This is a genomic window from Pseudomonas piscis, from assembly GCF_009380155.1.
GTDB classification, from domain to species: domain Bacteria; phylum Pseudomonadota; class Gammaproteobacteria; order Pseudomonadales; family Pseudomonadaceae; genus Aquipseudomonas; species Aquipseudomonas piscis.
In genome coordinates, this window is sequence record NZ_WHUV01000002.1 from 121,565 (window position 1) to 146,919 (window position 25,355).

A 25,355-nucleotide genomic window follows, 5' to 3' on the forward strand; every position below is an offset into this window, starting at 1 on the left:
CGTCAGCTCCAGCCAGCCCGGGTCTTGCGGCTGGAGTACAAGGCCAGCAGCACCAGGAACGAGAACACCAGCATGGCCCCGGCCAGCCAGTGGGCCTGGGCGTATTCCATGGCCTCGACATGATCGTAGATCTGCACCGACACCACCCGGGTCTTCTCGGGGATGTTGCCGCCGATCATCAGCACCACGCCGAACTCTCCGACGGTATGGGCAAACCCGAGGATCGCGGCAGTGATGAAGCCCGGCCGGGCCAGGGGCAGGATCACCGTGAAAAAGGTGTCCCAGGGGTTGGCGCGCAAGGTCGCGGCCACTTCCAGGGGCCGGCTGCCGATGGCCGAGAAGGCGTTTTGCAAAGGTTGCACCACGAAAGGCATGGAGTAGATCACCGAGCCCAGCACCAGACCACTGAAACTGAAGGTCAGGGTGCCCAGCCCGAGGGATTGGGTGAGCTGGCCGAAGAACCCGTTGGGTCCCAGGGCCAGCAGCAGGTAGAAACCGATCACTGTGGGTGGCAGCACCAGCGGCAGGGCCACCACGGCGCCGATCGGGCCGCGCAGCCAGGAGCGGGTGCGCGACAGCCAGAGGGCAATCGGAGTGCCGACCACCAGCAGGATCAGGGTGGTCAGGGACGCCAGTTTCAGGGTCAGCCAGATCGCGGAGAAGTCGGCACTCGAGAGGTTCATTTACAGCTGGTAGCCATAGGACTTGATGATCGCCGCGGCCTTCGGACCCTTGAGGTAGTCCACCAGGGCCTTGGCCGCAGGGTTGTCCTTGCCCTTGTTGAGGATCACCGCATCCTGCTTGATCGGGTCATGCATGTCGCCAGGCACGATCCACGCCGAGCCGCCGGTGACCTTGCCGTCCTTGTAGATCTGCGACAGGGCGACGAAACCCAGTTCGGCGTTGCCGGTGGAAACGAACTGATAGGCCTGGGTGATGTTCTGGCCTTCGACGATCTTGCCCTTGACCTTGTCGGTCAGCCCCAGCTTGGCCAGCACCTGGGTCGCGGCCAGGCCGTAGGGTGCGGCCTTGGGATTGGCGATGGACAGGTGCTGGTACTGGTTGTCCTTGAGCACCTGGCCCTTGCCGTCGACGTAACCATCCTTGGCCGACCACAGGGCCAGCGTGCCGACGGCGTAGGTGAAGCGCGAGCCCTTGACGATGTCGCCTTCGCTCTCGAGCTTCTGCGGGGTGCTGTCATCGGCGGCGAGGAAGACCTCGAAGGGCGCGCCGTTCTTGATCTGGGTATAGAACTGCCCGGTGGCACCATAGGCGGCTACCAGCTTGTGTCCGGTGTCTTTCTCGAAGTCGCTGGCGATGGCCTGGATCGGGGCGGTGAAGTTGGCGGCGACCGCCACCTGGACCTCGGCGGCCTGGACCGAACCGAAGGCGAACAGGGCAAGCAGGGTAGCGAGGCAAGTCGGGGCGAAACCTGGGGCGCGAAGGTTCATCGAACAGCTCCATTGAGGGGAAAAGGAAGCGTTGGGCAGTGACGGGCGGGAACGCAAGGGCTGCACCAAGGCGAGGAGAAATCGCTGTATAGCGGAATATATAGCGAATTGCCGACGAACGGAACTGCGCCCAGGGCTCGGCAGGCGGTGGCCGCGACGCCGATCGCGGCCACCAGTCATCAATGCCGGCGCAGTCGTGCCAGGGTCTGTTCGGCCAGGCGCAGGGTCAGCTCGTAGGCCGGCAGCTCCACGCCCAGGCGCAATGCTTGTCCGGACCACAGGTTGGCGAATTGCGCCTCGCCTTTTGCCCGCAGCGGCAGCAGTGCGCCACCGGCCCGGGGAAAGGCCGGGGCCAGCGGGCTGATCGGGCCGAGTTCGCGCATCACGCGGTTGACGATGCCCCGCGCCGGGCGGCCAGTGAACAGGTTGGTCAGCGCGGTCTGGCTTTCCTTGGCGGTGCGCAGCGCCTTGTGGTGGGAGACGCTGACCTTGGCTTCCGGAGTGAACAGGTAGGCGGTGCCCAGTTGTACGGCCGAGGCGCCCAGCGCCAGTGCCGCGACAATGCCCCGGGCATCACCGATGCCGCCGGCGGCGATCACCGGCACCTTCACGGCATCGACGATCTGCGGCACCAGGGCCATGGTGCCGACCTGGGTATCCAGGCTGTCGCTGAGGAAGATCGCTCGGTGCCCGCCGGCTTCGTAACCCATGGCGATGATCGCGTCGCAACCACGAGCTTCCAGCCATAGGGCTTCGTCGACGGTGGTGGCCGAGGACAGGATCTTCGCACCAGTGGCCTTGACCCGCGCCAGCAACGCCGGCTCCGGCAGGCCGAAATGGAAGCTCACGACCTCGGGCCGCAGTTCTTCCACCAACTGGCAACTGGTTTCATCGAAGGGGGCACGGTCGCTGACTGGTGTCGGTGCGTCGAAGTCGACTCCCAGTTCGCGGTAGTAGGGTTCCAGGGCGTTCTTCCAGCGGCTTTCGCGCTCGCTGTCGACGGCCTGCGCCTGGTGGCAGAAGAAGTTGAGATTCAACGGATGGTGCGTGGCGGAACGAATCACCTGTACTTCCTGGCGGATCTGCTCGGGGCTGAGCATGGCGCAGGGTAGCGAGCCCAGGGCGCCGGCGCGGGAGGCGCCGATCACCATGGCGGAACCGGCGGGGCCGGCCATGGGTGCTTGAATGATCGGCAGTTCGATTCCCAGCAGGTCCAGCAGGCGAGTATCGGTCCATGGGCTCATTTGAAGTGGTTCTCCAGCGGCGGATTCAGACGATGCTGCGGCGTTTTTTAACAGGAGAAAGCGGCCCAAGGCCAGCTGAGTTTTGCCCGGCTTGCATGAAAGCCCCGGTGGATCGGCCGTGCCGGGTGATACCGGGCAGGCTGTCTGCGGCCGCTTCCAGGCGCTAGACTGCGCCGGGATTTTCCACTCATCGTTTCGTTAAGGAAGGCCGACCATGGAAGTAAAATTGCGGGAAGTGCTGCCTTTCAGGGTGGCGGGATTGCAAGTGCGTACTCTCAACACCCTGGAGCAACAGGCGGATACCGCTCGGATCGGTCCGATGTGGCAGCGTTTCTACGTCGAGAACCTTTACGACAAGATTGCCCCAAGGCAAATGGATTCCTTCGTCTACGGGGTGTATTCCAACTACGAGTCCGATGCCTCGGGGTATTTCGACGTGACCGCCGGCGTGGCGCTGGACGCGGCCTGCGCCGATTATCCGATGGTGGATATCCAGGGAGGGGATTACCTGGTGTTCAGCGCCAAGGGGGAAATGCCGGAGTGCGTGATCCAGGCCTGGGGATTCATCTGGGCGTACTTCCAGGACAACCCCCAGGTGCGCCGCGCCTATGCCACCGACTTCGAGGTCTATACCAGCGCCGACTCGGTGGCGATCTATATCGGCGTTCATGCCTCGGGCGAGCTTTCTCGCTCCAGCAACTGACGCTTGCGTTCCACACCCCAGCGATAGCCCGAGAGGTCGCCGTCGCTGCGCACCACGCGGTGGCAGGGAATCGCCACTGCCAGGCTGTTTGCGCCACAAGCCTGGGCCACTGCCCGGTACGAACGCGGGGCGCCGATGCGTTGGGCGATCTCGGAATAGCTGGCGGTGCTGCCAGCCGGGATGGTTCTCAGGGCCTGCCAGACCCGCTCCTGGAAAGCGGTGCCGCGCAGGTCCAGGGGCAGGTTCAGGCCGATGGCCGGTGCCTCGATGAAACCCACCACCTGGGCTACCAGTTGCTCGAACTGCTGGTCGGCGCCGATCAGGTTGGCCCGGGGAAACTTGTCCTGCAGTTCCTGCACCAACCGCTCGGGATCGTCTCCCAGGAGAATGGCGCAGACCCCGCGCTCGCTTTGGGCCACCAGGATCGCTCCCAGCGAGCACTGGCCCACGGCGAAGCGGATATCGCGGTTGGAGCCGCCTGCGCGATAGTCGCTGGGTTTCATGCCCAGAACCTGGTCCGCCGCCTCATAGAAGCGGCTGTTGGAATTGAAGCCGGCGTCGTACAGGGCATCCGTCACTGATTGACCCTGCTGCAAATGCGAGCGGACCTTGCGCGAGCGCTGCGCATTGGCGTAGCCCCGTGGGGTCAAGCCGGTGACCGCCTTGAATACCCGATGGAAGTGGTAGCTGCTCATCCCCGCCTGCTGTGCCAGTTGCTCCAGGCTGGGCGCCGACTCGGCGCTCTCGATCTGCCGGCAGGCCGCCGCCACCAGTGCGCCATGGTGCGCCGCGAGCTGGGTCTGGTCGCCGGCCTGGCGCTTGCTCGGGCGATAGCCTGCGGCCTCGGCCTGCTCGGCATTGTCGAAGAACTCGACGTTTTCCGCCTTCGGCAGGCGTGACAGGCTGCTGGGCCGGCAATACACGCCGGTGGTCCTGACGGCATAGACGAAGCGGTCGTCGGCGCTGGCGTCGCGGTTGAGCACGGCCTGCCAGCGGGGGTCCTGTTCGATACGCTGTTTGCGCGACGGAGCATTCATGGTCGGTTCTCGGCTGGGAATGGTGGCCAGCTTAACCCTGTACCCCTTGCTCGGCACTCCGCCGCTTGCGGTCCAATTCCGGGGTCGGGCCGGCTTGGCGAAATGTCAGGTTGATCCGTTGCTGGCCGAGCAAGGGATGGCTGCCATCCTTCACGGGGAGTACGCCGTGATAGCGCAGGCGATCCACGCCGCCCCAGACCACCACGTCGCCGTGCAGCAAGGGCACCCGCAGGCTGCGATCGCTGCGTTGCAGGCCGCCGAACAGGAAGACCGCCGGCAGGCCCAGGGACAGGGAGACGATGGGCGCGCTGTAGTCGTGCTCGTTCTTGTCCTGGTGCAAGGACATCTTTGCCCCAGGACGGTAGCAGTTGATCAGGCAGGAGTCGGGGGTGAAGTCGGCGAAGCCTGCGGCGTGCGCCGCCGCCACGGCCAGTTGGCGGAAGGCTTCGGGCATCCTCGGCCACGGATAGCCACTCTGCGGGTCGGTGGCGCTGTAGCGGTAGCCAGTCAAGTCGGTGGTCCAGCCCAGTTGCCCGCAACTGCTCAGGCCCACCGACATGGTGAAGCCACCGGGGGTGAGCATCTGGCGAAAGGGCGCCTGTGCCAGCACCTGCTTCAGCGCCGGTAGCAGGCGTTCGATCCAGGGCAAGGCAAACCCGCGCAGCGCCAAGGATTGTGGCCCCAGATGCTCCATGCGTGGGGGCTGCTGCAGTTCTTCCTCGCTGAACAGGCCGAGGTTGCCAGGGGCGGTATCGCTAGAGCGCATCGTGGAAAATAACTCCCAGAGTATGGCGTTGGCCGCTGTGCACACGGCTGACGCCATGGCGCATGGTCACCCGATAATGGCCGCGAGAGCCCTTGACCGGTCGATGATGCACGGCGAATACCAGCCCATCACCCTGCTTCAGACCAATGACCTGGGGGCGTGATTGCATGCGTGGACGCTGTTCGGTGAGCACCAGTTCGCCACCTGTGAAGTCCTTTTCGGGTTGGGACAGCAAGAACACCACCTGCAAGGGAAAGACATGTTCGCCGTAGAGGTCCTGGTGCAGGCAGTTGTAGTCCCCGGCGGTATATTGCAGCAACAGCGGCGTGGGTCGTTGCTGCCCAGCCTCATGGCAGCGCTGCAGGAACTGCGGGTGCTGTTCGGGGTAGTGGGTGTCGATGCCCATGGCCAGGTTCCAGCGGTTGGCGATCGCCACCAGGCGTGGATACAACTGCTGGCGCAACTGGGCTACCAGCTCGGGCAGCGGATAGCGAAAGTACTGGTACTGGCCGAGCCCGAAGCCATGGCGGGCCATGAGTACCCTGGAGCGAAACAGCTCGCTGTGGGGGTAAAGTTCGCTCAGGGCCTGGCATTCATCGACGCTCAGCAGCCCTTCGAGACGGGCGCAGCCGTCCTGGTCGAGGGCCTGTTCGATGCAGGCCCAGCCCAGTCGTTGCAGGCGAAGGGGCAGGGGGGAGACGGTCATGGCGCAAGTTTCCTGGACAGAAGGCGGACTGCGGTCATTCTGTGGCTCCGAGAAGTGGCGGGCACTCCGCTGCTTGCGCTTGAATCCGATTACAGGGCCTTGCTCACGCTGACATCGCTGATGACGTCGTCGCTCTGGCCGTGCAGGGCCAGCAGAGCGGTCAGGGCTTCTTCGGCGGTACCGGTTTCGAGCTGGGCGAATTCGAAGCGACGCTCGCCGTTTAGCTTGTATTTGATGACGTATTTGGTGGTGTTGGGCACGGGGCTACCTGTTTGTCGCAAGGAGGGGAAAGCGCTACCTAGCGCAGTTTCGAAGTGGAGCGGCGGATGATGCGGATCGAGTGAGTCAGGTTCGGCTTGCGGGTCACGCTGATGGCGCGCCGGGAAACGGTGTCGATGGTGATGTTCCAGAAGCCGGTGCTGGGGGCGGTGATTTTCGCCGGGAACTTGTCGAAGGCGCCGCCGTGATAAGTGTGCCGGCCGCCGTTCTTGAAGCTGCGGAAGTTGGCGTCGTTCATCAGGCGGATGTTGCAGGTCTGGGAGCATTCGATGACGACGATGTCGTCCTCGTTGAGGTGCTCGCGCTGATGGATGAATTTCATGTAGAGGGGACTCCAGGAAGCCGATTGCGGCTAAAGCAAAAAACGTTTGCGTGTGCAGTGCTGCAGTTTATCAGGCTGAGGGGTTTATTATCGGGCCCCGCCGTTGGGCTTTGACAATTTAAAACAGTTATTTGGATTTTTATCGGCGATAAAGCCGTGCCTCCGGAGAAAAATGGCGTGCTGACTGTCGGAGGGATTTTTATTGGAGGTTTCACATGAAGCGGTGGGTTTGGGTACTGGCATTGGCAATCGGCGGTTGTTCCACCGTCTCGGATATCAACCAGACGCCACCGACTCTGAGCGTCATTTCCGGCAAGAAGCCCGAGGATTACGCCAAGTGCTTGAGCGCAAGGCTGGCCGACAGCCGTGGCGCCTTGCAGCTTGAGGCGAACAAGTCCGGCGGTTACCGGGTGATAGTCCCGCAAAGCCTGTCGTCGGCCCCAGCGGCGATTTTTTATATCGACGAACGCTCCAGTGGCAGCAGTATCAAGCTGCACGAGCAGATGTCCAACAACCCGTTGCGTCCCGGGGATGTGCTCAAGGCCGGGGAGCGCTGTATCTCAGGTTGAAGGGACGCGTAACGGCACGCCTGCAAGGTTTCCTGCGTTGCTCGACAGGAAGCCGGCAGGCTTTTTTTTGCCTGCTGGAAAACCCGGGCAACCCCGGTTATTCGGGCTTTAGAGGGTAATTGGGCGTTGTCGCTGTGGATCTATTGACCTACTATTCTTCTGCTTATATCAAGTAAGTCTAAGCATATAACTAGAATAATGGAGTTCATATGATCCCACTGGATCGAATGCTATTGAGTGGCCTGATGCTGCTTTTTGTGCAATCTGCCCATGCCGTGGACGGGCAGAAAGTCTTCACCCAGGGCGGCTCCCAGCCGGGGGCGGCGGCCTGCATGGCCTGTCATGGTGCGGATGCGATGGGCCTGGCGCCCGCTGGTTTTCCGCGTCTGGCCGGCTTGCCGGCGGGGTACCTGAGCAAGCAACTGCATGATTTTCGCAGTGGTGCTCGTACCAGCCCGGTCATGCAACCGCTGGCCAAGGCCCTGACCGAAGATGAAATCTCCGCCGTGACCGCCACCCTCGCTGCCATGCCTGCCTCGAAAACCCCTGCTACCAGTCGCGCCCAGCCTGCGGTCGGGGTGGGCGAGCGCCTGGCCTTGCGCGGAGCCTGGGATCGCCAGGTGCCCGAGTGCGTCAGTTGTCATGGCCCGGGAGGTGCGGGTGTCGGCCAGGCTTTTCCACCGCTGGCCGGGCAGCCTGCTACCTATCTGGCGGCGCAGCTGAATGCCTGGCGCGAGGGTGCTCGGCACAATGACCCCAATGACCTGATGGGGCATATCGCCAAGTCCCTGAGTGCCGAGGAAGTCACCGCGGTGGCGGACTACTTCGCCAGCCTGAGCCAGAAGGAGGCACGTCCATGAAGCCAATGATTGCAGGGACGGTGCTGGCGGCGCTGGCGGCCCAGGTGCAAGCGGCCGGGATCGCCATGGAAGACCAGTCGCAGATCCAGGCGCCGAGCGCATCCGCCAACACCCGGTATTTCCAGGCGCCGGCCGAGAATGAACTGCCGGACAACGCCTACGGCAAGCTGGTGCGCGAGGGGCATGCATTGTTCGTCGATACCAAGCGCCTGGCGCCGAAGTATGTGGGCAACGGCCTCAACTGCAGTAACTGTCACCTCGACCAGGGGCGCCTGGCCAACTCCGCTCCGCTGTGGGGCGCCTATCCGATGTATCCCGCCTATCGCAAGAAAAACGACAAGGTCAATACCTTCGCCGAGCGCTTGCAGGGCTGCTTCCAGTTCAGCATGAACGGTGGCCAGCCGCCGGCGGCGGACAGTCCGGAAATCACCGCGTTGTCGGTATACGCCTATTGGTTGGCGAGCAAGGCGCCGTTGGGCACCGAGCTGCCGGGCCGTGGTTATCCCGAGGTGCCGCAGCCGGCCAAGGGGTATGACCTCAAGCGTGGCGCCGCGGTGTACCAGGCGCAGTGCTCGGTCTGCCATGGCGAGCAAGGCCAGGGGCAGAAGTCAGGGGAGGGCTACGTGATGCCGCCGCTCTGGGGCAAGGACTCCTACAACTGGGGAGCAGGGATGCACCGGATCAATACCGCGGCGTCATTCATCAAGCACAACATGCCCTTGGGCAAGGGGGGCAGCCTGAGCGATGAGCAAGCCTGGAACGTCGCGGCCTTCGTCAACAGCCATGAACGGCCTCAGGATCCGCGCCTGGTGGATGGTTCGATCGAGAAGACCCGAGTCAAGTTTCACGCCAACGATGGGGTGAATCTGTATGGGCAAACGGTAGAAGGCGTACTGATCGGCCAAGGCATCCGATAAACTGTCGGCTATCGTCACCGATGCCGCCCGGGCTCCCGCCTTGGCGGCATCGTCTTTTCTGGGAGAAAGCATGAAGCGGGAACACGTCAGGGAAAAGCATGCAGAGGGCTTGATCTCTGCCACCCATGTAATCCAGAACCCGGCCAATTCCGGGGAGTGGATCGTGTTTTTCAAGAAAAGCGCTGGGCGCAGCTATTTCCTGGTGGATGACAGCGACGAGGTGGAATCCTTCGCGCGCCTGGACGACTTGATCGAGACCATTCGCGGCCTGGGGATCAAGTTTGCCGAGATCCATATCTAGGCCTCGCTATTTGCAGACCACCACCACGCTGCGGCTCTTGTAGTTGCCGACATCCACGCCCAGGGTCTTGTCGCTTTCATTGGGGGCAGGAGTGCCTTGCGTGCCGATGATCCGATAGCCGGTACCGGCGCAGGAGGCCTCGGCCTTTTCATAGCAGCTGGCCCAGGATCCGGCTTCCCCGGAACAGTCTATGCTCAAAGCCTGTTCGCCATTGGCCAGGTAGGTATCGGACACGGTGGCGCAGCCGCCCAGGGCCAGGATCGCCGAGATTGCCAGCAGTTTGTTCATGGATTTTTCGTCGTCTTGAGGAGGGAGGAACACCTGTTGGCGATGCTATAGCTAATGGCCATGGCGGTACAGGGATTGCTGGTCGTTCTTGGTCTTGTTGCAGCTGCCTGCGGGCGATCTTGCGAGATCGATGCCGCAGGCATCTTGCCTGGTGCCATCACCGGGTATCCGAAAGGGGCTCGGATCTTGCTCGGGATCGCCCGCAAGCAGGCTGCCTACGCTCTCGTTGGTCGGGCTGGAAGCAGCGCACTGCAAGCCTTTGAGGTCATGCTCCAGGCGATCCGATGGGCGCTGCGGAACTATCTGGCGCTTTATTTCTCTATGATGGCAGCGGTTAGCCAGTGTGGGGCATTGTAAGGTGCTCGCCGCCTGATTAGACTGCGCCGAAACTCGTACGCACAGCCTTATTTAAGGACTCATATGATCAAGAAATGCTTGTTCCCTGCAGCCGGTTACGGTACTCGCTTCCTGCCAGCGACTAAGGCCATGCCCAAAGAAATGCTGCCGGTGGTGAACAAGCCACTGATCCAGTACGGCGTTGAAGAAGCGCTGGATGCTGGGTTGAATGAAATCTCCATCGTGACCGGTCGTGGCAAGCGCGCCCTCGAAGACCACTTCGACATCAGTTACGAGTTGGAAAACCAGATCAAGGGCACCGACAAGGAGAAGTACCTGGTCGGTATTCGCAAGCTGCTGGACGAGTGCTCGTTCTCCTACACCCGCCAGACCGAAATGAAGGGCCTGGGCCATGCGATTCTCACCGGTCGTCCGCTGATCGGTGACGAACCTTTCGCCGTAGTGCTGGCTGATGACCTGTGCGTCAACCTCGAAGGCGACGGTGTGCTGACCCAGATGGTCAAGCTGTACAAGCAGTTCCGCTGCTCGATCGTGGCCATCCAGGAAGTCGACCCGCAGGAAACCAACAAGTACGGCGTGATCGCCGGCGAGATGATCCGCGACGATATCTATCGCGTTCACAGCATGGTCGAGAAGCCAAAGCCCGAGGATGCTCCGTCGAACCTGGCGATCATCGGCCGCTATATCCTGACTCCGGATATCTTCGACCTGATCGAGCAGACCGAGCCAGGAAAGGGTGGCGAGATCCAGATCACCGACGCCCTGATGAAGCAGGCGCAAAACGGTTGCGTGATGGCCTACAAGTTCAAGGGCAAGCGTTTTGACTGCGGTGGCGCCGAAGGCTACATCGAAGCGACCAACTTCTGCTTCGAGAACTTCTACAAGACCGGCAAGGCTTACTGATAGTCGCTGCACGGTTTTCTCTGGAAAAGCCACCTGCGGGTGGCTTTTTCATTTATCGCCCATATGTCCATCCACTGCGCTGACCGCTTCGCCATCTGCGGTTATGCTTGTCAGCCTGCCTGGGAGAGTGAAATGGCCTACGATTTTGATCTGTATGTAATTGGCGCCGGTTCCGGCGGTGTACGTTGCGCACGCTTCGCCGCAGGCTTCGGGGCGAAGGTCGCGGTGGCCGAGAGCCGTTACCTGGGAGGCACCTGCGTCAACGTCGGCTGCGTGCCGAAGAAGCTGTTGGTGTACGGCGCCCACTTCGCCGAAGACTTCGAGCAGGCCTCCGGGTTCGGCTGGGATCTTGGCGCGGCGAATTTCGACTGGGCGACCCTGATCGGCAACAAGGATCGGGAAATCCATCGCCTCAACGGCATCTATCGCAACTTGCTGGTCAACAGCGGCGTGACCCTGCACGAAGGGCATGCCGAGTTGATCGATCCGCATCAGGTGGAGGTCAATGGCCAGCGCTATACCGCCAGGCACATCCTGATCGCCACTGGCGGCTGGCCGCAGATCCCGGACATCCCGGGGCGCGAACATGCCATCAGCTCCAATGAAGCCTTCTATCTCAAGGAACTGCCCAAGCGCATCCTGGTGGTGGGCGGCGGCTACATCGCGGTGGAGTTCGCCGGAATCTTCCACGGCCTGGGGGCGGACACCCAGTTGTTGTATCGCGGTGACTTGTTCCTGCGCGGCTTCGATGGCGCGGTGCGCAAGCACCTGCAGGAAGAGCTGACCAAGCGCGGCTTGGGGTTGCAATTCAATGCCGACATCGAGCGTATCGACAAGCAAGCCGACGGCAGCCTCGAGGTTACCCTCAAGGATGGTCGCAAGCTGGCGGCCGACTGCGTGTTCTATGCCACGGGGCGCCGGCCGATGCTCGACAACCTGGGCCTGGAGAATACCGCGGTCAAGCTCGACAAGCGCGGCTTCATCGAGGTCGACGATCTGTATCAGAGCAGCGAGCCGTCGATCCTGGCCATTGGCGATGTGATCGGCCGGGTGCAGTTGACCCCGGTGGCCCTGGCCGAAGGCATGGCGGTGGCGCGCCGCCTGTTCCAGCCCGAGCAGTATCGCCCGGTGGATTACCGGATGATTCCTACTGCCGTGTTCAGCCTGCCGAACATCGGCACCGTCGGTCTCACCGAGGAGCAAGCGCGCGAGGCTGGACGTCAGGTGCAGATTTTCGAAAGCCGTTTCCGGCCGATGAAGCTGACCCTGACTGACTGTCAGGAGCGCACCCTGATGAAGCTGGTGGTGGATGCCGAGACCGACAAGGTGCTGGGTTGCCACATGGTCGGCCCGGACGCCGGCGAAATCGTCCAGGGCCTGGCCATTGCACTGAAGGCCGGGGCGACCAAGCGTGACTTTGACGAAACCATCGGCGTGCATCCGACCGCCGCTGAAGAGTTCGTCACCATGCGGACCCCGGTCGCCGGCTGATCAGGCGTCCTTTGCTGGGCCTGGCTGGGCCTTGTCGGCAGCCAGGCGCAGCGCCTCCAGGCTGGTCTCGGCCTTGGTGACGCGTGCTTCCAGTTCCTTGCCCGCCCGGGTTTGTTGCCGATTCTTTTCCTTGAGTGCCTGAATCTCTTCCTGAGCTACGCGCAAGCGCTCCTGAAGCAGGGTGCCTTCGTTGCCCTGGCGGGCCAGTTGCTCATTGAGTTGCGTCTGCAGGGTGCTGCCCTGGCTCAGCGCTTCCTGGGTCTGTTTGAGCTCCTTGAGAGTGGTGCGTTGCTCGCTGAGCAGGCGTTCGTTGTCGCGGTGCAGTTGGGTGATCTCATCCTGGCGTACCAGGAGACTCTGCTGGGCCTGGCGCAACTCCATCTGGACTTGCTGCATTTGCCCCTCGTGGCGACGCAGTTCCTGGTCGCGCTGCTCCTTGCTGGCTGCGCGGTAATGCTCCAAGGCGTCGCGGGCATGCAGGTGCTTTTCTTCCAGGGAGCGGATCTGCTGTTCCTTGTCGGCCAGGCGCAGGTCGTAGTCCTTGAGGGCCTGGCCGAGTTCGGCATTGTGGGTCCGTTCGCCCTGCAGCATGTTGCGGGTGTCGTGTAGTGCGGCGCTTTCGTTGGCCAGGGCCGCGACCTTGTCCTGTATTTGCTGCTGCAGTTGCTCTTCGTGGCGGCGCATTTCCTCCAGTTGCTGTTCCAGCGTCTGCTTCTGCTCCTGGAAGTGGGCGAGGGCCTGTTCCAGTGGCTCCTGGGCCTGCTCCGAAAGACGCCGGGCGAGGCGCCCGACCAGCTCCGCGAGCTCTTCGTCCAGTGGTATCGGACCGGAATCCCGTTGTCCGGCGCCGTCATCCAGCTCCTTCAAGTAGCGGTGGATGGTGGTTTTCGAACCGGTGTTGCCCATTTCTATACGTACTGCATCGATGCTGGGGTGTCCGCCGCGGGCAAGGATCGCCTGGCGCGCCTTTTTCACCACCGCTTTGTTTATGCCTCCGCGAGCCATCTTGCCTCCAACGATTTAGTACTATGTTACGTGGTATGTAATTTAGGTAATTGTACATATGAATCTGCATGCCAGATAGCAGGATAATGACAGTGGATATTTTAGTATTATCCAATCTCAGCGACCTGCATCGGGTTTTCCTGCCGATTTTGTCCTGTACTTGCTGGAGTCAAGGCGCCATGAGTGAACTGGATCGTTATCTACAAGCGGCCACCCGCGACAACACCCGTCGCAGCTATCGAGCGGCCATCGAGCATTTCGAGGTGCAGTGGGGAGGCTTCCTGCCGGCGACGGCGGAAGGCGTCGCCCGTTACCTGGCGGCCTATGCCGGCGAGTTGTCGATCAACACCTTGAAGCTGCGCTTGTCGGCATTGGCGCAGTGGCATAACAGCCAGGGGTTCGTCGACCCGACCAAGGCCCCGGTGGTGCGCCAGGTACTCAAGGGGATTCGGGCCTTGCACCCAGCCCAGGAGAAGCAGGCCGTGCCTTTGCAGTTGCAGGACCTGGAGCGGGTCGCCAGCTGGCTCGATGAGCAGGCGTCGCAAGCTCTGGCCGAGCGATGCCAGGCCGGCCTGCTGCGTGCGCGGCGGGATCGGGCGTTGATCCTTCTGGGGTTCTGGCGTGGCTTTCGCAGCGACGAGCTCTGTCGTGTGCAGGTCGAGCATGTGCAGGCCCACGCCGGCTCCGGCATCAGCCTGTACTTGCCGCGCAGCAAGGGCGATCGCGACAACCTGGGCCGTACCTACAGTACGCCGGCCTTGCAGCGCCTGTGCCCGGTGCAGGCCTACATCGAATGGATCAATACCGCCGCACTGGTGCGCGGGCCGGTATTTCGCGCCATCGATCGCTGGGGCAACCTGGGCGAGCAGGGGCTGCATGCCAACAGCGTGATTCCCCTGTTGCGCCAGGTGCTGGAGCAGGCCGGTATCGCCGCCGAGCGCTACACCAGCCATTCCCTGCGCCGCGGGTTCGCCACCTGGGCCCAGCGCAGCGGCTGGGACCTGAAGTCGCTGATGGCCTACGTGGGGTGGAAGGACCTGAAATCGGCCATGCGCTATGTCGAGGCCGAGCCCTTCGCGGGCATGGCGCAGCTCAGGGAGAAGGCGGTCGACCCTTAGGCAAGGTTTTTTCTATTAATACTCAGGGCTCATAGCCAAAACCAATCGAGAGCATCAGGTTTACCAATGAGCCAGATGGCGACTCATTGGCTAGGATTCTCCCCATCAAGTTTTCACCCAATGTCTTCAACCACTGATGGAGAGTCAACGATGCCTATCATCAACAGCCAAGTTAAACCGTTCAAAGCTACTGCATTCAAAAACGGTGAGTTCGTCGAAGTATCGGATGCCGACCTGAAAGGCAAGTGGTCCGTAGTGTTCTTCTACCCAGCTGACTTCACCTTCGTCTGCCCGACCGAGCTGGAAGACCTGGCCGACAACTACGCCGAATTCCAGAAGCTGGGCGTTGAGATCTACAGCGTTTCCACCGACACCCACTTCGCCCACGCTGCCTGGCACAACACTTCGCCAGCCATCGGCAAGATCAAGTACACCATGATCGGCGATCCGACCCTGGCCATCTCCCGCAACTTCGACGTGCTGATCGAAGAAGCAGGCCTGGCTGACCGCGGTACCTTCGTGATCAACCCGGAAGGCCAGATCAAGATCGTTGAAATCAACGATGGTGGCGTAGGCCGTGACGCTTCCGAGCTGCTGCGCAAGATCAAGGCCGCCCAGTACGTCGCTGCCCACCCAGGCGAAGTCTGCCCAGCCAAGTGGAAAGAAGGCGAGGCCACCCTGGCTCCGTCCCTGGACCTGGTCGGCAAGATCTAAGTCCATGCGTCATCCAGAGGCGGTCATCCGCACTTAAGTAAGCCGCACCGCCCTCAAATAACGCCCGGGCGAGATTCGCCCGGGCGTTGTTTTTTTACCGAACCAAAGGAAATCGCCCGTATGTTGGACGCCAATCTTAAATCTCAGTTGAAGTCATACCTGGAGCGGGTCACACAGCCGATCGAGATCGTCGCCTCCCTCGACGACGGTGCGAAATCCCAGGAAATGCTCGCGCTACTCAAAGACATCGTCAGTCTTTCCAATCAAATTACCTTGCTCGACAACGGTACCGATGCGCGCAAGCCGTCGTTCTCGTTGAATCGCCCGGGGAGTGATATCAGCCTGCGTTTCGCCGGTATCCCCATGGGCCACGAGTTCACTTCCCTGGTACTGGCGCTGCTACAAGTGGGTGGCCATCCATCCAAGGCCAGCGCGGAAGTGATCGAGCAGGTCCGCTCGCTCAAGGGCGAGTTCAACTTCGAAACCTATTTCTCGCTGTCCTGCCAGAACTGCCCGGACGTGGTCCAGGCACTGAACCTGATGGCGGTGCTCAACCCCAATATTCGCCACGTGGCCATCGATGGCGCGCTGTTCCAGGCCGAGGTTGACGAGCGCAAGGTCATGGCCGTGCCCAGCATCTACCTCAATGGCGTGAACTTCGGCCAAGGCCGCATGGGCCTGGAAGAAATCCTGGCCAAGCTCGACACCGGCGCGGTGGAGAAACAAGCGCAGAAACTCAGCGCCAAGGAAGCCTTCGACGTGCTGGTGGTCGGCGGTGGCCCGGCCGGCGCTGCGGCAGCCATCTATGCTGCGCGCAAGGGGATCCGCACCGGTGTGGTCGCCGAGCGTTTCGGTGGACAAGTACTGGACACCATGGCCATCGAGAACTTCATTTCGGTGCAGGAGACTGAAGGCCCGAAACTGGCCGCGGCCCTGGAAGAGCACGTCAAGCAATACGACGTCGATATCATGAACCTGCAGCGTGCCAGTGCCCTGGTGCCAGCCAAGGATGCGGGTGACCTGCATGAGGTGCGGTTCGAGAGCGGCGCCAGCCTCAAGGCCAAGTCGGTGATCCTGGCCACCGGTGCGCGCTGGCGTGAAATGGGTGTGCCCGGTGAGCAAGAGTACAAGGCCAAGGGTGTGTGCTTCTGTCCGCACTGCGATGGCCCGCTGTTCAAGGGCAAGCGCGTGGCAGTGATCGGCGGCGGCAACTCCGGTGTCGAAGCGGCCATCGACCTGGCGGGTATCGTCAGCCATGTGACCCTGCTGGAGTTCGACAGCCAACTGCGTGCCGACGCTGTGCTGCAACGCAAGTTGTTCAGCCTGCCCAACGTCAAGGTCATCACCAGCGCCCTGACCAGCGAAGTCAAGGGCGACGGGCAGAAGGTCACTGGCCTGGTCTACAAGGATCGCCAGTCGGGTGAGTTCAACAACGTCGAACTGGAAGGCATCTTTGTGCAGATCGGCCTGCTGCCCAACACCGACTGGCTCAAGGGCACGGTTGAATTGTCGCCACGTGGCGAGATCATCGTCGATGCGCGCGGCGAGACTTCGTTGCCTGGAGTGTTTGCGGCAGGTGACGTCACCACGGTGCCGTACAAGCAGATCGTGATCGCGGTGGGCGAGGGGGCCAAGGCATCCCTGAGTGCTTTCGACCACCTGATCCGGACCTCGGCGCCGGACTGAGCCGCCCCCTGGAACAACAAAACCCCATGAGCCATGGCCCATGGGGTTTTTTCTTGCCTGGCGAACCAGGCCCGGCTGGGTGCTGCCTTACAGCGGAGCTGGCTGGATGATCTCGACCCAGTAGCCATCCGGATCCTTGATGAAGGCCAGGCTTTTCATGCGGCCGTCGTTCAGGCGCTTCTGGAAGTCGCAGCCCAGGGCTTCGAAGCGCTCGCAGGCGGCGACGATGTCCGGTACCGAGATGCAGATGTGGCCGAAACCGCGAGGGTCGGTATTACCGTTGTGATAGGCGAACTGCGGGTCGTTCTCGGTGCCGTGGTTGTGGGTCAGCTCGAGAATGCCGGGGATCGACTTCATCCATTCGGTACGCGCTGCGGCGTCGACCGGGATCTGCGCCTTGTCCACCAGGGCCAGGAAGTACAGGCTGAACTCAGCCTCGGGGAAATCACGTTTCTCCACCAGGGAGAAACCCAGGACCCGGGTGTAGAAGTCCAGGGAGCGGGTGATGTCCTTGACGCGCAACATGGTGTGGTTGAACACGAAGCGGGCGGTGGCGGCGTCAGGCTGGGCGGTTACGCCGGGAAAAGTGTTGAGTTCGTTGAGGCTCATGGGCCCTCCGGGAAATGAGACGGCAAGGGCTGGTCGAAGGCTCGGGCAGCGGCTTGCCGGGGCAATGGTTCGGACATCCTTGGGATTGGCCAATGATACGCAAGTGCCTGGGATGGGCCAAACCCAAAGCTCTTGATCTATTGCCCATTCCTGGCGCCGGGCTCAGACTCCAGGCTCCCTTCTCCAGTGTGCAGAACATGATCCTGTCGTTCAGAACCCCCGTTGTAGCCCTGTTCCTGGCAATGCTCGCCGGTGCCGCACAGGCGGCTCCCGAAATCAGCTGGCCCCAGGGCTGGACGGTGGAACCGGTGCCCTCCCAGGAGGCCGACCAGGCCGCCAAGGTGTCGCGCCAGCGGGCGGTGAAGAACGACGCCGCGGGCAATCCGCAACTGGTCATGGAGTTGACCATGAGCCAGGTCGAGCCCGGGCATGTAGTCAATCTCCAGGGGGTATTGCTGGAGATGCGCAAGTCAGTACAGAAGGACTTTGCCCAAGGTGGTTACCAGAGCGTGTGCAACAAGATCCATGCCGCGCAGTTGAGTCGCCTCGAAGCATTGGAAACCACTTGCACTATTACCCAGAATGGCCGGCATGTGCTGTCGCAAACATTGGTGGCCGCATTGGATGGGGATAAGGCTTATGTACTTTCATACGCTGGCCAGGCAGCGGCTTATGCCGATAGTCGGGATGAAGTACTCGCCATTCGAAATAACCTGAAACTTTAAGCGGGTTTAAGGCTCATCGTTTGCTTTCTGCGTGTTGCAGGTTCGTTATCGAAAGGCACTAAGCGTGAAGTTGAGCATGCCTGGCCCTTATTCCACGCTGGCTGCAGCTCGCGAGAGGGCAGATGTGATGCAGGAGTCTGCCCGCAATGTGCGTAAGATCTTTCCTTTGACTCTGGGGCACTAAAATTATTCCGCTCAATAAAAAGCCCTGCATGTGCAGGGCCTTTTTCAGGTGCGGCTTTGTTCAAGCACGCAGCCAGGAGTCCACAGTAGCGGCGCCGTATTGTTCTTTCCAAGCCTTCAGGCCGCGATGGTTGCCGCCCTTGGTTTCGATCAGCTCGCCGGTGTGCGGGTTCTGGTAGACCTTGACCACACGGGCGCGGCGCTGTTTAGGGGCGCTGGCCTGTGGCAGGCCGGCCTTGCCCAGGTTCGGATCGAGGATCGCGATGATGTCACGCAGGTTCTTGTCGTAGGACTTCATCAGAGCCTGGAGTTTTTCTTCGAACTCGATTTCCTTCTTGAGCCCGGCGTCGTTCTTCAGGGATTCAAGCTGGGCGAGCTGTTCTTGAAGTGCTTTCTCGGCAGCACGGAATTCAGCAAGTCTGGACAATATCTTCACTCCAATAGTCTATTTTGGCTAATACACAGCACAAACAAAGCTATAAGCCATGAACTGGTTAAGGTTCGATTAACTGGCCTACCTGTGAAACTTGTACAGGCGTGAAAAATTGTAGTAGTTAACGCGCCGCGAGTAAATCGTGTTGTTCTTGTTCCAGGCCATATTTGTAAATTGATGCAAAGCTGCTCATGGTCGGAGTTACTTGTCGAGCATTATTTTTCTGACATGGCTATTTAATGGCGCGCTATAGCTGTAACAAATCCTGAGCTGGGCATGGGCTTTCCAAACAAGTAACCCTGGAGCAAGTGCACGCCCTTGGCTGTCAGGTAATCCCGTTGTTCGGCAGTTTCAATACCTTCGGCGACTATGCTCAGGTCGAGTTTGAGTGAGAGTTCGATAATGCTGTCCAGTATATGCAGCGACAGTGCATCGGCACCGATCATGGCCACGAAACTCTGGTCGATTTTCAAGTAGTCGACATTGAAGGTGCGCAGATAACCGAGGCTGGAGTGGCCGGTGCCGAAGTCATCGATGGCGATCATCACCCCCAGTTCACGTAATTCAGCGAACAACTGCTGGGTGACGGCCGTAGGCTCGATCAGTTCGCGTTCGGTCAGTTCCAGCACCAGGACCACCTTGCCCGGCTCGAATGCCGCCAGGAACTCCCGGCAGTCCTCCAGCAATTGCAGGTCCTGGCAATGGCGCGCGGTGATATTGATCGCGATATGAAAGCCGTCGGGGAAGTTCCCGGCCCAGGGCGCCAGTACCTCTCGGGTCTGGCGCAGCAACGAAAGGGTCATGGGCACTATCAACCCCGTATGTTCGGCGAAGGGAATGAACAGGTCAGGACGGACCAGGCCCTCCCTGGGGTGTTGCCAGCGCATCAGCACTTCGATACCGGCCCACTGCAGGCTGTCGCCGCGCACAATCGGCTGGAAGTACGGGATGAACTCCCGCGCCACCAGTGCCCGCTGCAGCTCGTGCCTGGGGGAAACGGCACGTTGTTGCAGCCAGTGGGCGAGGCCGCCGGCGGCGGCGCCGAGGAAGATCAGCAAGCTGAACAGCGCCGGATACTGGCTTTTCATATAGCGCCAGACACTGCCCTGGGCGAACCCGGCATTGACGCTGTAGGGATAGCGTGACGAGGTCAGTTGCTGGCTGGCCACCGCTGCCAGGGGAGCGTTGCCTTCGCGCACCTGGCCGTCACTGGACAACCAATGCCGGCCCACTTGCAGTTGCAACTGAGCGAAACGGCTGAGCATGCGCAGGGTGTTGGTCGGATGATAACCGTTGATGGCCGCCAGGGCCGCGCCTTCGCCGGCGCTCAAGCGGTAGACCAGCAGCGGGGTCTCGGGAGTGACGTGGTTGCCATCCATCAGGCGCAGCCGGCCATCCACGTAGTCCCGGGGATCGAGGACCGCCGCGTAGCTGCCCAGGTATGAACTGCAGTAGTTGTTGTCGCGCCACACCAGGTTGGTGGAGCGCACCAGTGGGCGCCGGGTCACTTGTTCGCGCAGGGCCAGTTGCCGGGCGGCGTCGCACTCCTGTCCGGCCAGGGGCAGCAGGGCACGGGCGGCGCTGTCGGAGTGGTCGAGCATCTGGTCGAACTGCTCGATGGCTTCTTCGGCGATTTCCTGGCTGTTGTGCAGCAAGGTCCGTTGCGCCTGGAGGTAGAGGATGACGGCTCCGAGCACGATCGGCAGGAGTATCGCCAGCAAGGTCCAGAAGGTGTGGGTGGAGCGTTGGAGTGGACCTTTGGCGGTCAGCGGCATGGGTCGGACCTGTGGCAAGGGGGAGGGGCAGGGCGCCGGTCACGGACGCGGTATTGCCTGGATCATCGCAGGATAGACGGCTTTGCCTGGCTACAGAGACCCTGGGCAAGGTCGATGAAGGCCAGGGTCGCTGGCGATGACTGGCGGCGGTCCAGCACCGCGACACCGATCTTGCGCTGCACCGCCGGCACCAATGGGCGACTTGTATAGCGCGGGTCTGCCCCTTGGGGCAACGACAATTGGGCGACGATGCTCAGGGCATCGCCCCGGGCCACGGTTTCCAGGGTGCTGAGCAATTGTGAGCAGCGATAGCGAATGTTGGGGACCAGCCCGGCGCCAATGAACAACCGCGACACCAGTTCCGCAGAGCCGGCCTCGGTGAGGACGAAGGGATCCTGGCACAGCTGCTCCAGGCTTAGCTGCGACTCGCCGGCCAGGGGATGGCCTGCCGGAACCAGGGCCAGCAGTTGGTCCTGCACCAGGGGGAAGCTGTCGAAGCGTTCCTGGGGCAGCACCACGAAGCCCAGGTCGATACGCCGCTCCTCCAGCCACTGCAGGACCTGGCGGTCCGGTCCTTCGTCGATATGCACTTCGATCCCCGGATACTGGGCGCGGTATTGCGCCAGGATCGGTGGCAGCAGGCGGATGGAGGAGGTTGGGCCGAACGAGCCGATGCGCAAGGTGCCACGCTTCATGCCCCGGGCATCGGCGGCCTCCTGTTCCAACGTCGCTGCGAGGCCGAGCATAGCTCGGGCCCGTGCCAGCAATTGCTGGCCGATGTCGGTGAGCTCGACCTGGGCCTGGTGCCGACGGAACAACTCCACCCCCAGCTCCTGCTCCAGGGACCTGATGGCGTGGGACACCGCCGACTGGCTGATGCCCAGGTGCGTGGCGGCGCTGGTGAAGCCCTGGAACTGGGCTACCTGGGAAAAGATTTCCAGCTGGGTCAGGGTCATGAGTAAAAGCTCATTTTACGATGATCAGGCATTAGACAAAGAATATTCCGGCAAGACAAATCCGATCTTCTTCGAGTGCGATCAACATGAGCGAGAGCAGTTTCTCTGCCCCACTGGCTGCCAGGCACCACGACCTGGGGGTCTATTGCAAGTTGGCGGTGGTGACCATGATCTGGGGCGGCACCTTCGTCGCCGGGCGCTACCTGGCCTCGGGGCTGTCGCCGTTGCTGGCCGCCAGCTTGCGTTTTCTCCTGGCCAGCCTGGCCCTGCTGGGCTTCATGGCCCTGGCGCGAATTCCCCTGGTGCGCCCGAGCTTCAGGCAGCTCGGCCAACTGGCGCTCTTGGGGTTCTTCGGGATCTTCTTCTACAACCTGTGCTTCTTCCTCGGCCTGCAGCAGATCAACGCCTCGCGAGCCTCGCTGATCGTCGCCCTGAACCCGGCGGTGATCGCCCTGGCATCCTGGGCACTGTTCAAGGAACGCCTGGACCGGCGCAAGCTGCTGGGTATCGGCCTGTGCCTGGGAGGTGCGGCCCTGGTGATCTGCAGTCGTGATCCTTCGGCCCTGGTCAGCCAGGCGGGGAGTTGGCGCGGCGACTTGTTGATCCTCGGTTGTGTCCTGGGCTGGGGCGTGTATTCGCTGTTTTCCAAGGAACTGAACCAGAGCCTGGGACCGCTGCAGACGGTGACCTACTCGGTGGTGCTGGGAACCTTGATGTTGTGCGCGGCGACCCTGGTGCGCGGCGAATTCGACCTGCAAGCGGTGCTCCACCTGGACCTGGCCCAGGGCCTGGCTCTTCTATACCTGGGTGTACTGGGCTCGGCGCTGGCCTACATCTGGTACTACGACGGCCTGCGGCGGATCGGCGCTACCCGCTGCGGGGTATTCATTGCCCTCAACCCGCTGACGGCGGTGATTCTCGGGGCGCTGCTGCTGGCCGAGCAACTGAGCCTGGTGATGGTGCTGGGGGGCGCGCTGATCCTGGGCGGCATCTACCAGTGCAACCGGCCCCTTGCGAAGGGGACAAGCAAGGCGATTTCATAAAGAGTGCGGACAAAGGCTTTTACGCTGTGTAGAATCTGTTTACGCATACAATAATAAAGTCTTCTGGCAGCAGAAGCCTGGCCAGCCGGCAAGACAGGACCGATATGAAGATTCTCGGATTCCAACTCATCTATGGTGACTTCCTCGCGCGCAGCGTGCGGGGCATTTCCTGCGCACCACCTGCCTTCCTCAGCATTGATAGCAACTAACGATCCGTTAATTCTAAAAATATGATGAGGCGCCAACCATGGCAGATATCTTTGAAAACCCGATGGGCCTGATGGGCTTTGAATTCATCGAATTCGCATCGCCCACCCCCAATACCCTCGAACCGATCTTCGAGATCATGGGTTTCACCAAAGTCGCGACCCATCGTTCAAAAGACGTGCACCTGTATCGCCAAGGCGCGATCAACCTGATCCTCAACAACGAACCCCACAGCATCGCTTCCTACTTCGCCGCGGAACACGGCCCGTCGGTATGCGGCATGGCGTTCCGCGTCAAGAATGCCCAGCAGGCCTACGCCCGCGCCCTGGAACTGGGTGCGCAGCCGATCCACGTCGCCACCGGCCCGATGGAACTGAACCTGCCGGCGATCAAGGGCATCGGCGGCGCGCCGCTGTACCTGATCGACCGCTACGGCGAAGGCAGCTCGATCTATGACATCGACTTCGTGTTCCTCGAAGGCGTGGACCGCAACCCACCAGGTGCGGGCCTGAAGATCATCGACCACCTGACCCACAACGTGTATCGCGGACGCATGGCCTACTGGGCCGGTTTTTACGAGAAGTTGTTCAACTTCCGCGAGATCCGCTACTTCGACATCAAGGGCGAATACACCGGCCTGACTTCCAAGGCCATGACCGCCCCGGACGGCATGATCCGCATCCCGCTGAACGAGGAATCGTCCAAGGGCGCAGGCCAGATCGAAGAGTTCCTGATGCAGTTCAACGGCGAAGGCATCCAGCACGTAGCCTTCCTCACCGACGACCTGGTCAAGACCTGGGACGCCCTGAAGAAGATCGGCATGCGCTTCATGACCGCACCGCCTGATACCTACTACGAAATGCTCGAAGGGCGCCTGCCAAACCACGGCGAGCCGGTTGATCAACTGCAATCGCGCGGCATCCTGCTCGACGGTGCGTCGGATAAAGAAGACAAGCGCCTGCTGCTGCAGATCTTCTCGGAAACCCTGATGGGCCCGGTGTTCTTCGAATTCATCCAGCGCAAAGGCGACGATGGTTTCGGCGAGGGCAACTTCAAGGCATTGTTCGAATCGATCGAGCGTGATCAGGTACGACGTGGCGTGCTCGCCACCGAATAAGCCGCGTAGCGCTTGAAGCCCAAGCCCGGCCAGGTCTTTCCTGGCCGGGCTTTGTTTTGCCTGTCGGTTGGCGATTGTGAATGTGTTAATGTTCTCGCCTTTGTTTCCAGGCCCTGACCGACTCCTTGATGAAAACCCCCAGACCTTCCCTGACCCTGACCCTGCTGCAGGCCCGTGAGGCCGCCATGGCGTTCTTCCGTCCTTCGCTGAACCAGCACGAGCTCACCGAACAGCAGTGGCGGGTGATCCGCATCCTGCGCCAGAACGGCGAACTGGAGAGCCACCAGCTGGCGAAGATGGCCTGCATCCTGCCGCCAAGCATGACCGGGGTGCTGACGCGCCTGGAGCGCGATGAGTACGTCAGCCGGCGCAAGTCACCGGAGGACCAGCGCCGCCTGTTCATCACCCTGACCCAGAGGGGCCATGCCTGCTTCGAATCCATGAGCGACGACATGGAGGTCAACTACCAGAGGATCCAGCAGCAGTTCGGCGAGGAAAAGATGCAAGCCTTGCTGGCACTGCTCAACGAACTGAAGCAGATCAAGCCCTGACGCGGCACTGGCGAAAGTAGCCGGGCTCGAGCCAGGGCGAGGCTGCGGGCAGGTTTGCAGAGGCTCTTTGGCTATCCCATTACCCGCGTCGCTGGCGCAGCAGGTGGCGCGCACCCTCGGTGATCAGCACCAGCACCGCCAGCCAGATCGGCACGTAGGTCAGCCATTGGCCCTCCTTGATGCTTTCCCCCAGCAACAGGGCCACCATCAGCAGCAACACCGGCTCCACGTAGCTGAGCAGGCCGAACAGGCTGAAAGCCAGTTGGCGGCTGGCGATGATGTAGCACACCAGCGCCGAGGCGCTGATCAGGCCCAGCAGCGGGATCAGCAGGTACAGCCGGGGCTGGGCATCCAGCACGGCGAAGCCTTGTTCGCCTCCTTGCACCACCCATAGCGCCACCGGTATCAACAGCGCCATGTCCAGCCACAATCCGCCCAGGTGATCACTGTGCAAGCGCCGGCGCAGGACGAAGTACAGCGGGTAGCCCACGGCCACCACCAGGGTCGCCCAGGAAAAACTGCCAGCCTGGTACAACTCGTTGAGCACGCCGATGCAGGCCAGCGTTGCGGCCAGCTTTTGCAGGCGCGACAGGCGTTCGCCGTAGACGATACGCCCGGTGAGGATCATGGTCAGCGGCAGCAGGAAGTAGCCCTGGGATACATCCAGGCTGTAGCCGTTGAGCGGCGCCCACATGAACAGCCACAACTGCACGCCCACCAGGGCCGAGGACAACAGCAGCGCCAGGGCCATGGCCGGTCTGGCGCGCACCCGGCGCAAGACTTCGCCGACCCTTGGCCATTCGCCGGTGAGCAGCATGAACAGGGTCATGCACGGCAGGGTGAGGAGCATTCGCCAGCCGAAGATCTCCACCCCGGTAAGGGGCTCCAGCAGCGACGTGTAGAAATACATGACGGCGAACAGCACCGACGCCAGGACCGATAACGCAATACCTTTAGACACACTGTCCTCGTAAGACCCGGAGGCGCAGGGCGCCGGGAGTTGGGGGGTAAACAAGCGAGGGCAATATAGAGGGTTTGG

At 61.6% G+C, this 25,355-nt stretch carries 29 protein-coding genes; 14 read left to right on the forward strand and 15 right to left on the reverse strand.

What is annotated here, in order from left to right; genetic code table 11:
* Positions 1 to 2: 2 nt before the first annotated feature.
* The 3 genes from modB to GDH07_RS10585 form a co-directional block, all read right to left on the reverse strand.
* Positions 3 to 683, reverse strand: a complete 681-nt coding sequence (modB, locus tag GDH07_RS10575) for a molybdate ABC transporter permease subunit (RefSeq protein WP_022639127.1) — start codon at positions 681 to 683, stop codon at positions 3 to 5.
* Positions 684 to 1,451, reverse strand: coding sequence for a molybdate ABC transporter substrate-binding protein (modA, locus tag GDH07_RS10580; RefSeq protein ID WP_022639126.1), 768 nt, complete (start codon positions 1,449 to 1,451; stop codon positions 684 to 686). It abuts the gene before it with no gap.
* Positions 1,452 to 1,630: 179 nt separating this feature from the next.
* On the reverse strand, positions 1,631 to 2,695 hold the full coding sequence (locus GDH07_RS10585; protein ID WP_152897494.1) for an NAD(P)H-dependent flavin oxidoreductase: 1,065 nt from the start codon (positions 2,693 to 2,695) through the stop codon (positions 1,631 to 1,633).
* A 214-nt stretch (positions 2,696 to 2,909) separates the two neighbouring features.
* On the opposite strand from GDH07_RS10585, the gene GDH07_RS10590 reads away from it, so the two are divergent.
* Positions 2,910 to 3,398, forward strand: a complete 489-nt coding sequence (locus tag GDH07_RS10590; protein ID WP_022639124.1) for a GyrI-like domain-containing protein — start codon at positions 2,910 to 2,912, stop codon at positions 3,396 to 3,398.
* Here the strand turns inward: GDH07_RS10590 and ada are convergent.
* The 5 genes from ada to GDH07_RS10615 all read right to left on the reverse strand — a co-directional run bounded on the left by ada (position 3,362) and on the right by GDH07_RS10615 (position 6,508).
* Entirely contained in the window at positions 3,362 to 4,435 is a 1,074-nt protein-coding gene (gene ada / locus GDH07_RS10595) for a bifunctional DNA-binding transcriptional regulator/O6-methylguanine-DNA methyltransferase Ada (protein ID WP_152897495.1), read from the reverse strand. The two genes, GDH07_RS10590 and ada, sit on opposite strands and share 37 nt — an antisense overlap.
* Before the next feature lie 31 nt (positions 4,436 to 4,466).
* Positions 4,467 to 5,201: a DNA oxidative demethylase AlkB gene (gene alkB / locus GDH07_RS10600; protein ID WP_152897496.1), complete on the reverse strand. Its 735-nt coding sequence runs from the start codon at positions 5,199 to 5,201 to the stop codon at positions 4,467 to 4,469.
* A complete protein-coding gene (locus GDH07_RS10605; RefSeq protein WP_152897497.1) occupies positions 5,191 to 5,907 on the reverse strand; it encodes a 2OG-Fe(II) oxygenase in 717 nt (238 codons plus the stop codon). Before GDH07_RS10605 ends, alkB begins: the two co-directional genes overlap by 11 nt.
* 89 nt (positions 5,908 to 5,996) lie before the next feature.
* Positions 5,997 to 6,167 carry a hypothetical protein gene (locus GDH07_RS10610; RefSeq protein WP_022639120.1) on the reverse strand — a complete coding sequence of 57 codons (171 nt, stop codon included), beginning with the start codon at positions 6,165 to 6,167 and terminating at the stop codon, positions 5,997 to 5,999.
* A 38-nt stretch (positions 6,168 to 6,205) separates the two neighbouring features.
* Complete coding sequence (locus GDH07_RS10615) at positions 6,206 to 6,508, reverse strand: DUF1883 domain-containing protein (RefSeq protein WP_022639119.1); 303 nt, start codon at positions 6,506 to 6,508, stop codon at positions 6,206 to 6,208.
* A gap of 215 nt (positions 6,509 to 6,723) precedes the next feature.
* Between GDH07_RS10615 and GDH07_RS10620 the strand changes: the two genes are divergently transcribed.
* From GDH07_RS10620 to GDH07_RS10635, 4 genes are all read left to right on the forward strand, one after another.
* Positions 6,724 to 7,077: a hypothetical protein gene (locus GDH07_RS10620; RefSeq protein ID WP_152897499.1), complete on the forward strand. Its 354-nt coding sequence runs from the start codon at positions 6,724 to 6,726 to the stop codon at positions 7,075 to 7,077.
* A 209-nt stretch (positions 7,078 to 7,286) separates the two neighbouring features.
* Positions 7,287 to 7,937 (forward strand): c-type cytochrome, encoded by a 651-nt coding sequence (locus GDH07_RS10625; protein ID WP_152897500.1) that lies wholly within the window; start codon positions 7,287 to 7,289, stop codon positions 7,935 to 7,937.
* Positions 7,934 to 8,854 (forward strand): c-type cytochrome, encoded by a 921-nt coding sequence (locus GDH07_RS10630; RefSeq protein WP_152897501.1) that lies wholly within the window; start codon positions 7,934 to 7,936, stop codon positions 8,852 to 8,854. The genes GDH07_RS10625 and GDH07_RS10630 overlap by 4 nt, the downstream gene beginning before the upstream one ends.
* Before the next feature lie 70 nt (positions 8,855 to 8,924).
* Positions 8,925 to 9,155 (forward strand): hypothetical protein, encoded by a 231-nt coding sequence (locus GDH07_RS10635; RefSeq protein WP_022639115.1) that lies wholly within the window; start codon positions 8,925 to 8,927, stop codon positions 9,153 to 9,155.
* 6 nt (positions 9,156 to 9,161) lie between these two features.
* Here the strand turns inward: GDH07_RS10635 and GDH07_RS10640 are convergent, their stop codons facing one another.
* A complete protein-coding gene (locus tag GDH07_RS10640) occupies positions 9,162 to 9,443 on the reverse strand; it encodes a hypothetical protein (protein ID WP_152897502.1) in 282 nt (93 codons plus the stop codon).
* 420 nt (positions 9,444 to 9,863) lie between these two features.
* On the opposite strand from GDH07_RS10640, the gene galU reads away from it, so the two are divergent.
* Positions 9,864 to 10,703, forward strand: coding sequence for a UTP--glucose-1-phosphate uridylyltransferase GalU (gene galU / locus GDH07_RS10645; RefSeq protein ID WP_022639112.1), 840 nt, complete (start codon positions 9,864 to 9,866; stop codon positions 10,701 to 10,703).
* Between the two features lie 132 nt (positions 10,704 to 10,835).
* Positions 10,836 to 12,194, forward strand: coding sequence for a glutathione-disulfide reductase (gene gorA, locus GDH07_RS10650; RefSeq protein ID WP_152897503.1), 1,359 nt, complete (start codon positions 10,836 to 10,838; stop codon positions 12,192 to 12,194).
* On the opposite strand, the gene GDH07_RS10655 is transcribed toward gorA, so the two are convergent.
* Positions 12,195 to 13,199, reverse strand: a complete 1,005-nt coding sequence (locus GDH07_RS10655) for a DNA-binding protein (protein ID WP_152897504.1) — start codon at positions 13,197 to 13,199, stop codon at positions 12,195 to 12,197.
* A gap of 179 nt (positions 13,200 to 13,378) precedes the next feature.
* On the opposite strand from GDH07_RS10655, the gene GDH07_RS10660 reads away from it, so the two are divergent.
* The 3 genes from GDH07_RS10660 (at position 13,379) to ahpF (ending at position 16,717) form a co-directional block, all read left to right on the forward strand.
* Entirely contained in the window at positions 13,379 to 14,317 is a 939-nt protein-coding gene (locus GDH07_RS10660) for a site-specific integrase (RefSeq protein WP_152897505.1), read from the forward strand.
* Between the two features lie 150 nt (positions 14,318 to 14,467).
* The gene (ahpC, locus tag GDH07_RS10665; protein WP_017907017.1) at positions 14,468 to 15,031 is read left to right on the forward strand and encodes an alkyl hydroperoxide reductase subunit C; all 564 of its coding nucleotides are present in this window, start codon (positions 14,468 to 14,470) and stop codon (positions 15,029 to 15,031) included.
* 120 nt (positions 15,032 to 15,151) lie between these two features.
* On the forward strand, positions 15,152 to 16,717 hold the full coding sequence (ahpF, locus tag GDH07_RS10670) for an alkyl hydroperoxide reductase subunit F (protein WP_152897506.1): 1,566 nt from the start codon (positions 15,152 to 15,154) through the stop codon (positions 16,715 to 16,717).
* An 87-nt stretch (positions 16,718 to 16,804) separates the two neighbouring features.
* Here the strand turns inward: ahpF and gloA are convergent, their stop codons facing one another.
* Positions 16,805 to 17,326: a lactoylglutathione lyase gene (gloA, locus tag GDH07_RS10675; protein WP_022639107.1), complete on the reverse strand. Its 522-nt coding sequence runs from the start codon at positions 17,324 to 17,326 to the stop codon at positions 16,805 to 16,807.
* A 197-nt stretch (positions 17,327 to 17,523) separates the two neighbouring features.
* Here gloA and GDH07_RS10680 point away from each other — a divergent pair, with 197 nt between their 5' ends.
* Positions 17,524 to 18,051 carry a DUF4946 domain-containing protein gene (locus tag GDH07_RS10680; protein WP_085599948.1) on the forward strand — a complete coding sequence of 176 codons (528 nt, stop codon included), beginning with the start codon at positions 17,524 to 17,526 and terminating at the stop codon, positions 18,049 to 18,051.
* Positions 18,052 to 18,295: 244 nt separating this feature from the next.
* Here the strand turns inward: GDH07_RS10680 and GDH07_RS10685 are convergent, their stop codons facing one another.
* The 3 genes from GDH07_RS10685 to GDH07_RS10695 all read right to left on the reverse strand — a co-directional run bounded on the left by GDH07_RS10685 (position 18,296) and on the right by GDH07_RS10695 (position 21,398).
* Positions 18,296 to 18,661: a histone-like nucleoid-structuring protein, MvaT/MvaU family gene (locus tag GDH07_RS10685; protein WP_022639105.1), complete on the reverse strand. Its 366-nt coding sequence runs from the start codon at positions 18,659 to 18,661 to the stop codon at positions 18,296 to 18,298.
* 242 nt (positions 18,662 to 18,903) lie between these two features.
* Complete coding sequence (locus GDH07_RS10690) at positions 18,904 to 20,442, reverse strand: EAL domain-containing protein (protein WP_152897507.1); 1,539 nt, start codon at positions 20,440 to 20,442, stop codon at positions 18,904 to 18,906.
* 62 nt (positions 20,443 to 20,504) lie between these two features.
* Positions 20,505 to 21,398, reverse strand: coding sequence for a LysR family transcriptional regulator (locus tag GDH07_RS10695; RefSeq protein WP_152897508.1), 894 nt, complete (start codon positions 21,396 to 21,398; stop codon positions 20,505 to 20,507).
* Positions 21,399 to 21,484: 86 nt separating this feature from the next.
* On the opposite strand from GDH07_RS10695, the gene GDH07_RS10700 reads away from it, so the two are divergent.
* The 3 genes from GDH07_RS10700 (at position 21,485) to hpaR (ending at position 24,316) form a co-directional block, all read left to right on the forward strand.
* Positions 21,485 to 22,441, forward strand: coding sequence for a DMT family transporter (locus GDH07_RS10700; RefSeq protein ID WP_152897509.1), 957 nt, complete (start codon positions 21,485 to 21,487; stop codon positions 22,439 to 22,441).
* Positions 22,442 to 22,688: 247 nt separating this feature from the next.
* Positions 22,689 to 23,765, forward strand: a complete 1,077-nt coding sequence (gene hppD / locus GDH07_RS10705) for a 4-hydroxyphenylpyruvate dioxygenase (protein ID WP_022639100.1) — start codon at positions 22,689 to 22,691, stop codon at positions 23,763 to 23,765.
* A 128-nt stretch (positions 23,766 to 23,893) separates the two neighbouring features.
* The gene (gene hpaR / locus GDH07_RS10710; RefSeq protein WP_085599865.1) at positions 23,894 to 24,316 is read left to right on the forward strand and encodes a homoprotocatechuate degradation operon regulator HpaR; all 423 of its coding nucleotides are present in this window, start codon (positions 23,894 to 23,896) and stop codon (positions 24,314 to 24,316) included.
* Between the two features lie 79 nt (positions 24,317 to 24,395).
* Here the strand turns inward: hpaR and rarD are convergent, their stop codons facing one another.
* Positions 24,396 to 25,277 carry an EamA family transporter RarD gene (rarD, locus tag GDH07_RS10715; RefSeq protein ID WP_031319954.1) on the reverse strand — a complete coding sequence of 294 codons (882 nt, stop codon included), beginning with the start codon at positions 25,275 to 25,277 and terminating at the stop codon, positions 24,396 to 24,398.
* Positions 25,278 to 25,355: the final 78 nt, after the last annotated feature.

Coding starts and splice junctions, on each gene's coding strand:
- modB (WP_022639127.1), bottom strand. CDS start 683: ATGAACCTCTCGAGTGCCGACTTCTCCGCGATCTGGCTGACCCTGAAA.
- modA (WP_022639126.1), bottom strand. CDS start 1,451: ATGAACCTTCGCGCCCCAGGTTTCGCCCCGACTTGCCTCGCTACCCTG.
- GDH07_RS10585 (WP_152897494.1), bottom strand. CDS start 2,695: ATGAGCCCATGGACCGATACTCGCCTGCTGGACCTGCTGGGAATCGAA.
- GDH07_RS10590 (WP_022639124.1), top strand. CDS start 2,910: ATGGAAGTAAAATTGCGGGAAGTGCTGCCTTTCAGGGTGGCGGGATTG.
- ada (WP_152897495.1), bottom strand. CDS start 4,435: ATGAATGCTCCGTCGCGCAAACAGCGTATCGAACAGGACCCCCGCTGG.
- alkB (WP_152897496.1), bottom strand. CDS start 5,201: ATGCGCTCTAGCGATACCGCCCCTGGCAACCTCGGCCTGTTCAGCGAG.
- GDH07_RS10605 (WP_152897497.1), bottom strand. CDS start 5,907: ATGACCGTCTCCCCCCTGCCCCTTCGCCTGCAACGACTGGGCTGGGCC.
- GDH07_RS10615 (WP_022639119.1), bottom strand. CDS start 6,508: ATGAAATTCATCCATCAGCGCGAGCACCTCAACGAGGACGACATCGTC.
- GDH07_RS10620 (WP_152897499.1), top strand. CDS start 6,724: ATGAAGCGGTGGGTTTGGGTACTGGCATTGGCAATCGGCGGTTGTTCC.
- GDH07_RS10625 (WP_152897500.1), top strand. CDS start 7,287: ATGATCCCACTGGATCGAATGCTATTGAGTGGCCTGATGCTGCTTTTT.
- GDH07_RS10630 (WP_152897501.1), top strand. CDS start 7,934: ATGAAGCCAATGATTGCAGGGACGGTGCTGGCGGCGCTGGCGGCCCAG.
- GDH07_RS10635 (WP_022639115.1), top strand. CDS start 8,925: ATGAAGCGGGAACACGTCAGGGAAAAGCATGCAGAGGGCTTGATCTCT.
- GDH07_RS10640 (WP_152897502.1), bottom strand. CDS start 9,443: ATGAACAAACTGCTGGCAATCTCGGCGATCCTGGCCCTGGGCGGCTGC.
- galU (WP_022639112.1), top strand. CDS start 9,864: ATGATCAAGAAATGCTTGTTCCCTGCAGCCGGTTACGGTACTCGCTTC.
- gorA (WP_152897503.1), top strand. CDS start 10,836: ATGGCCTACGATTTTGATCTGTATGTAATTGGCGCCGGTTCCGGCGGT.
- GDH07_RS10655 (WP_152897504.1), bottom strand. CDS start 13,199: ATGGCTCGCGGAGGCATAAACAAAGCGGTGGTGAAAAAGGCGCGCCAG.
- GDH07_RS10660 (WP_152897505.1), top strand. CDS start 13,379: ATGAGTGAACTGGATCGTTATCTACAAGCGGCCACCCGCGACAACACC.
- ahpC (WP_017907017.1), top strand. CDS start 14,468: ATGCCTATCATCAACAGCCAAGTTAAACCGTTCAAAGCTACTGCATTC.
- ahpF (WP_152897506.1), top strand. CDS start 15,152: ATGTTGGACGCCAATCTTAAATCTCAGTTGAAGTCATACCTGGAGCGG.
- gloA (WP_022639107.1), bottom strand. CDS start 17,326: ATGAGCCTCAACGAACTCAACACTTTTCCCGGCGTAACCGCCCAGCCT.
- GDH07_RS10680 (WP_085599948.1), top strand. CDS start 17,524: ATGATCCTGTCGTTCAGAACCCCCGTTGTAGCCCTGTTCCTGGCAATG.
- GDH07_RS10690 (WP_152897507.1), bottom strand. CDS start 20,442: ATGCCGCTGACCGCCAAAGGTCCACTCCAACGCTCCACCCACACCTTC.
- GDH07_RS10695 (WP_152897508.1), bottom strand. CDS start 21,398: ATGACCCTGACCCAGCTGGAAATCTTTTCCCAGGTAGCCCAGTTCCAG.
- GDH07_RS10700 (WP_152897509.1), top strand. CDS start 21,485: ATGAGCGAGAGCAGTTTCTCTGCCCCACTGGCTGCCAGGCACCACGAC.
- hppD (WP_022639100.1), top strand. CDS start 22,689: ATGGCAGATATCTTTGAAAACCCGATGGGCCTGATGGGCTTTGAATTC.
- hpaR (WP_085599865.1), top strand. CDS start 23,894: ATGAAAACCCCCAGACCTTCCCTGACCCTGACCCTGCTGCAGGCCCGT.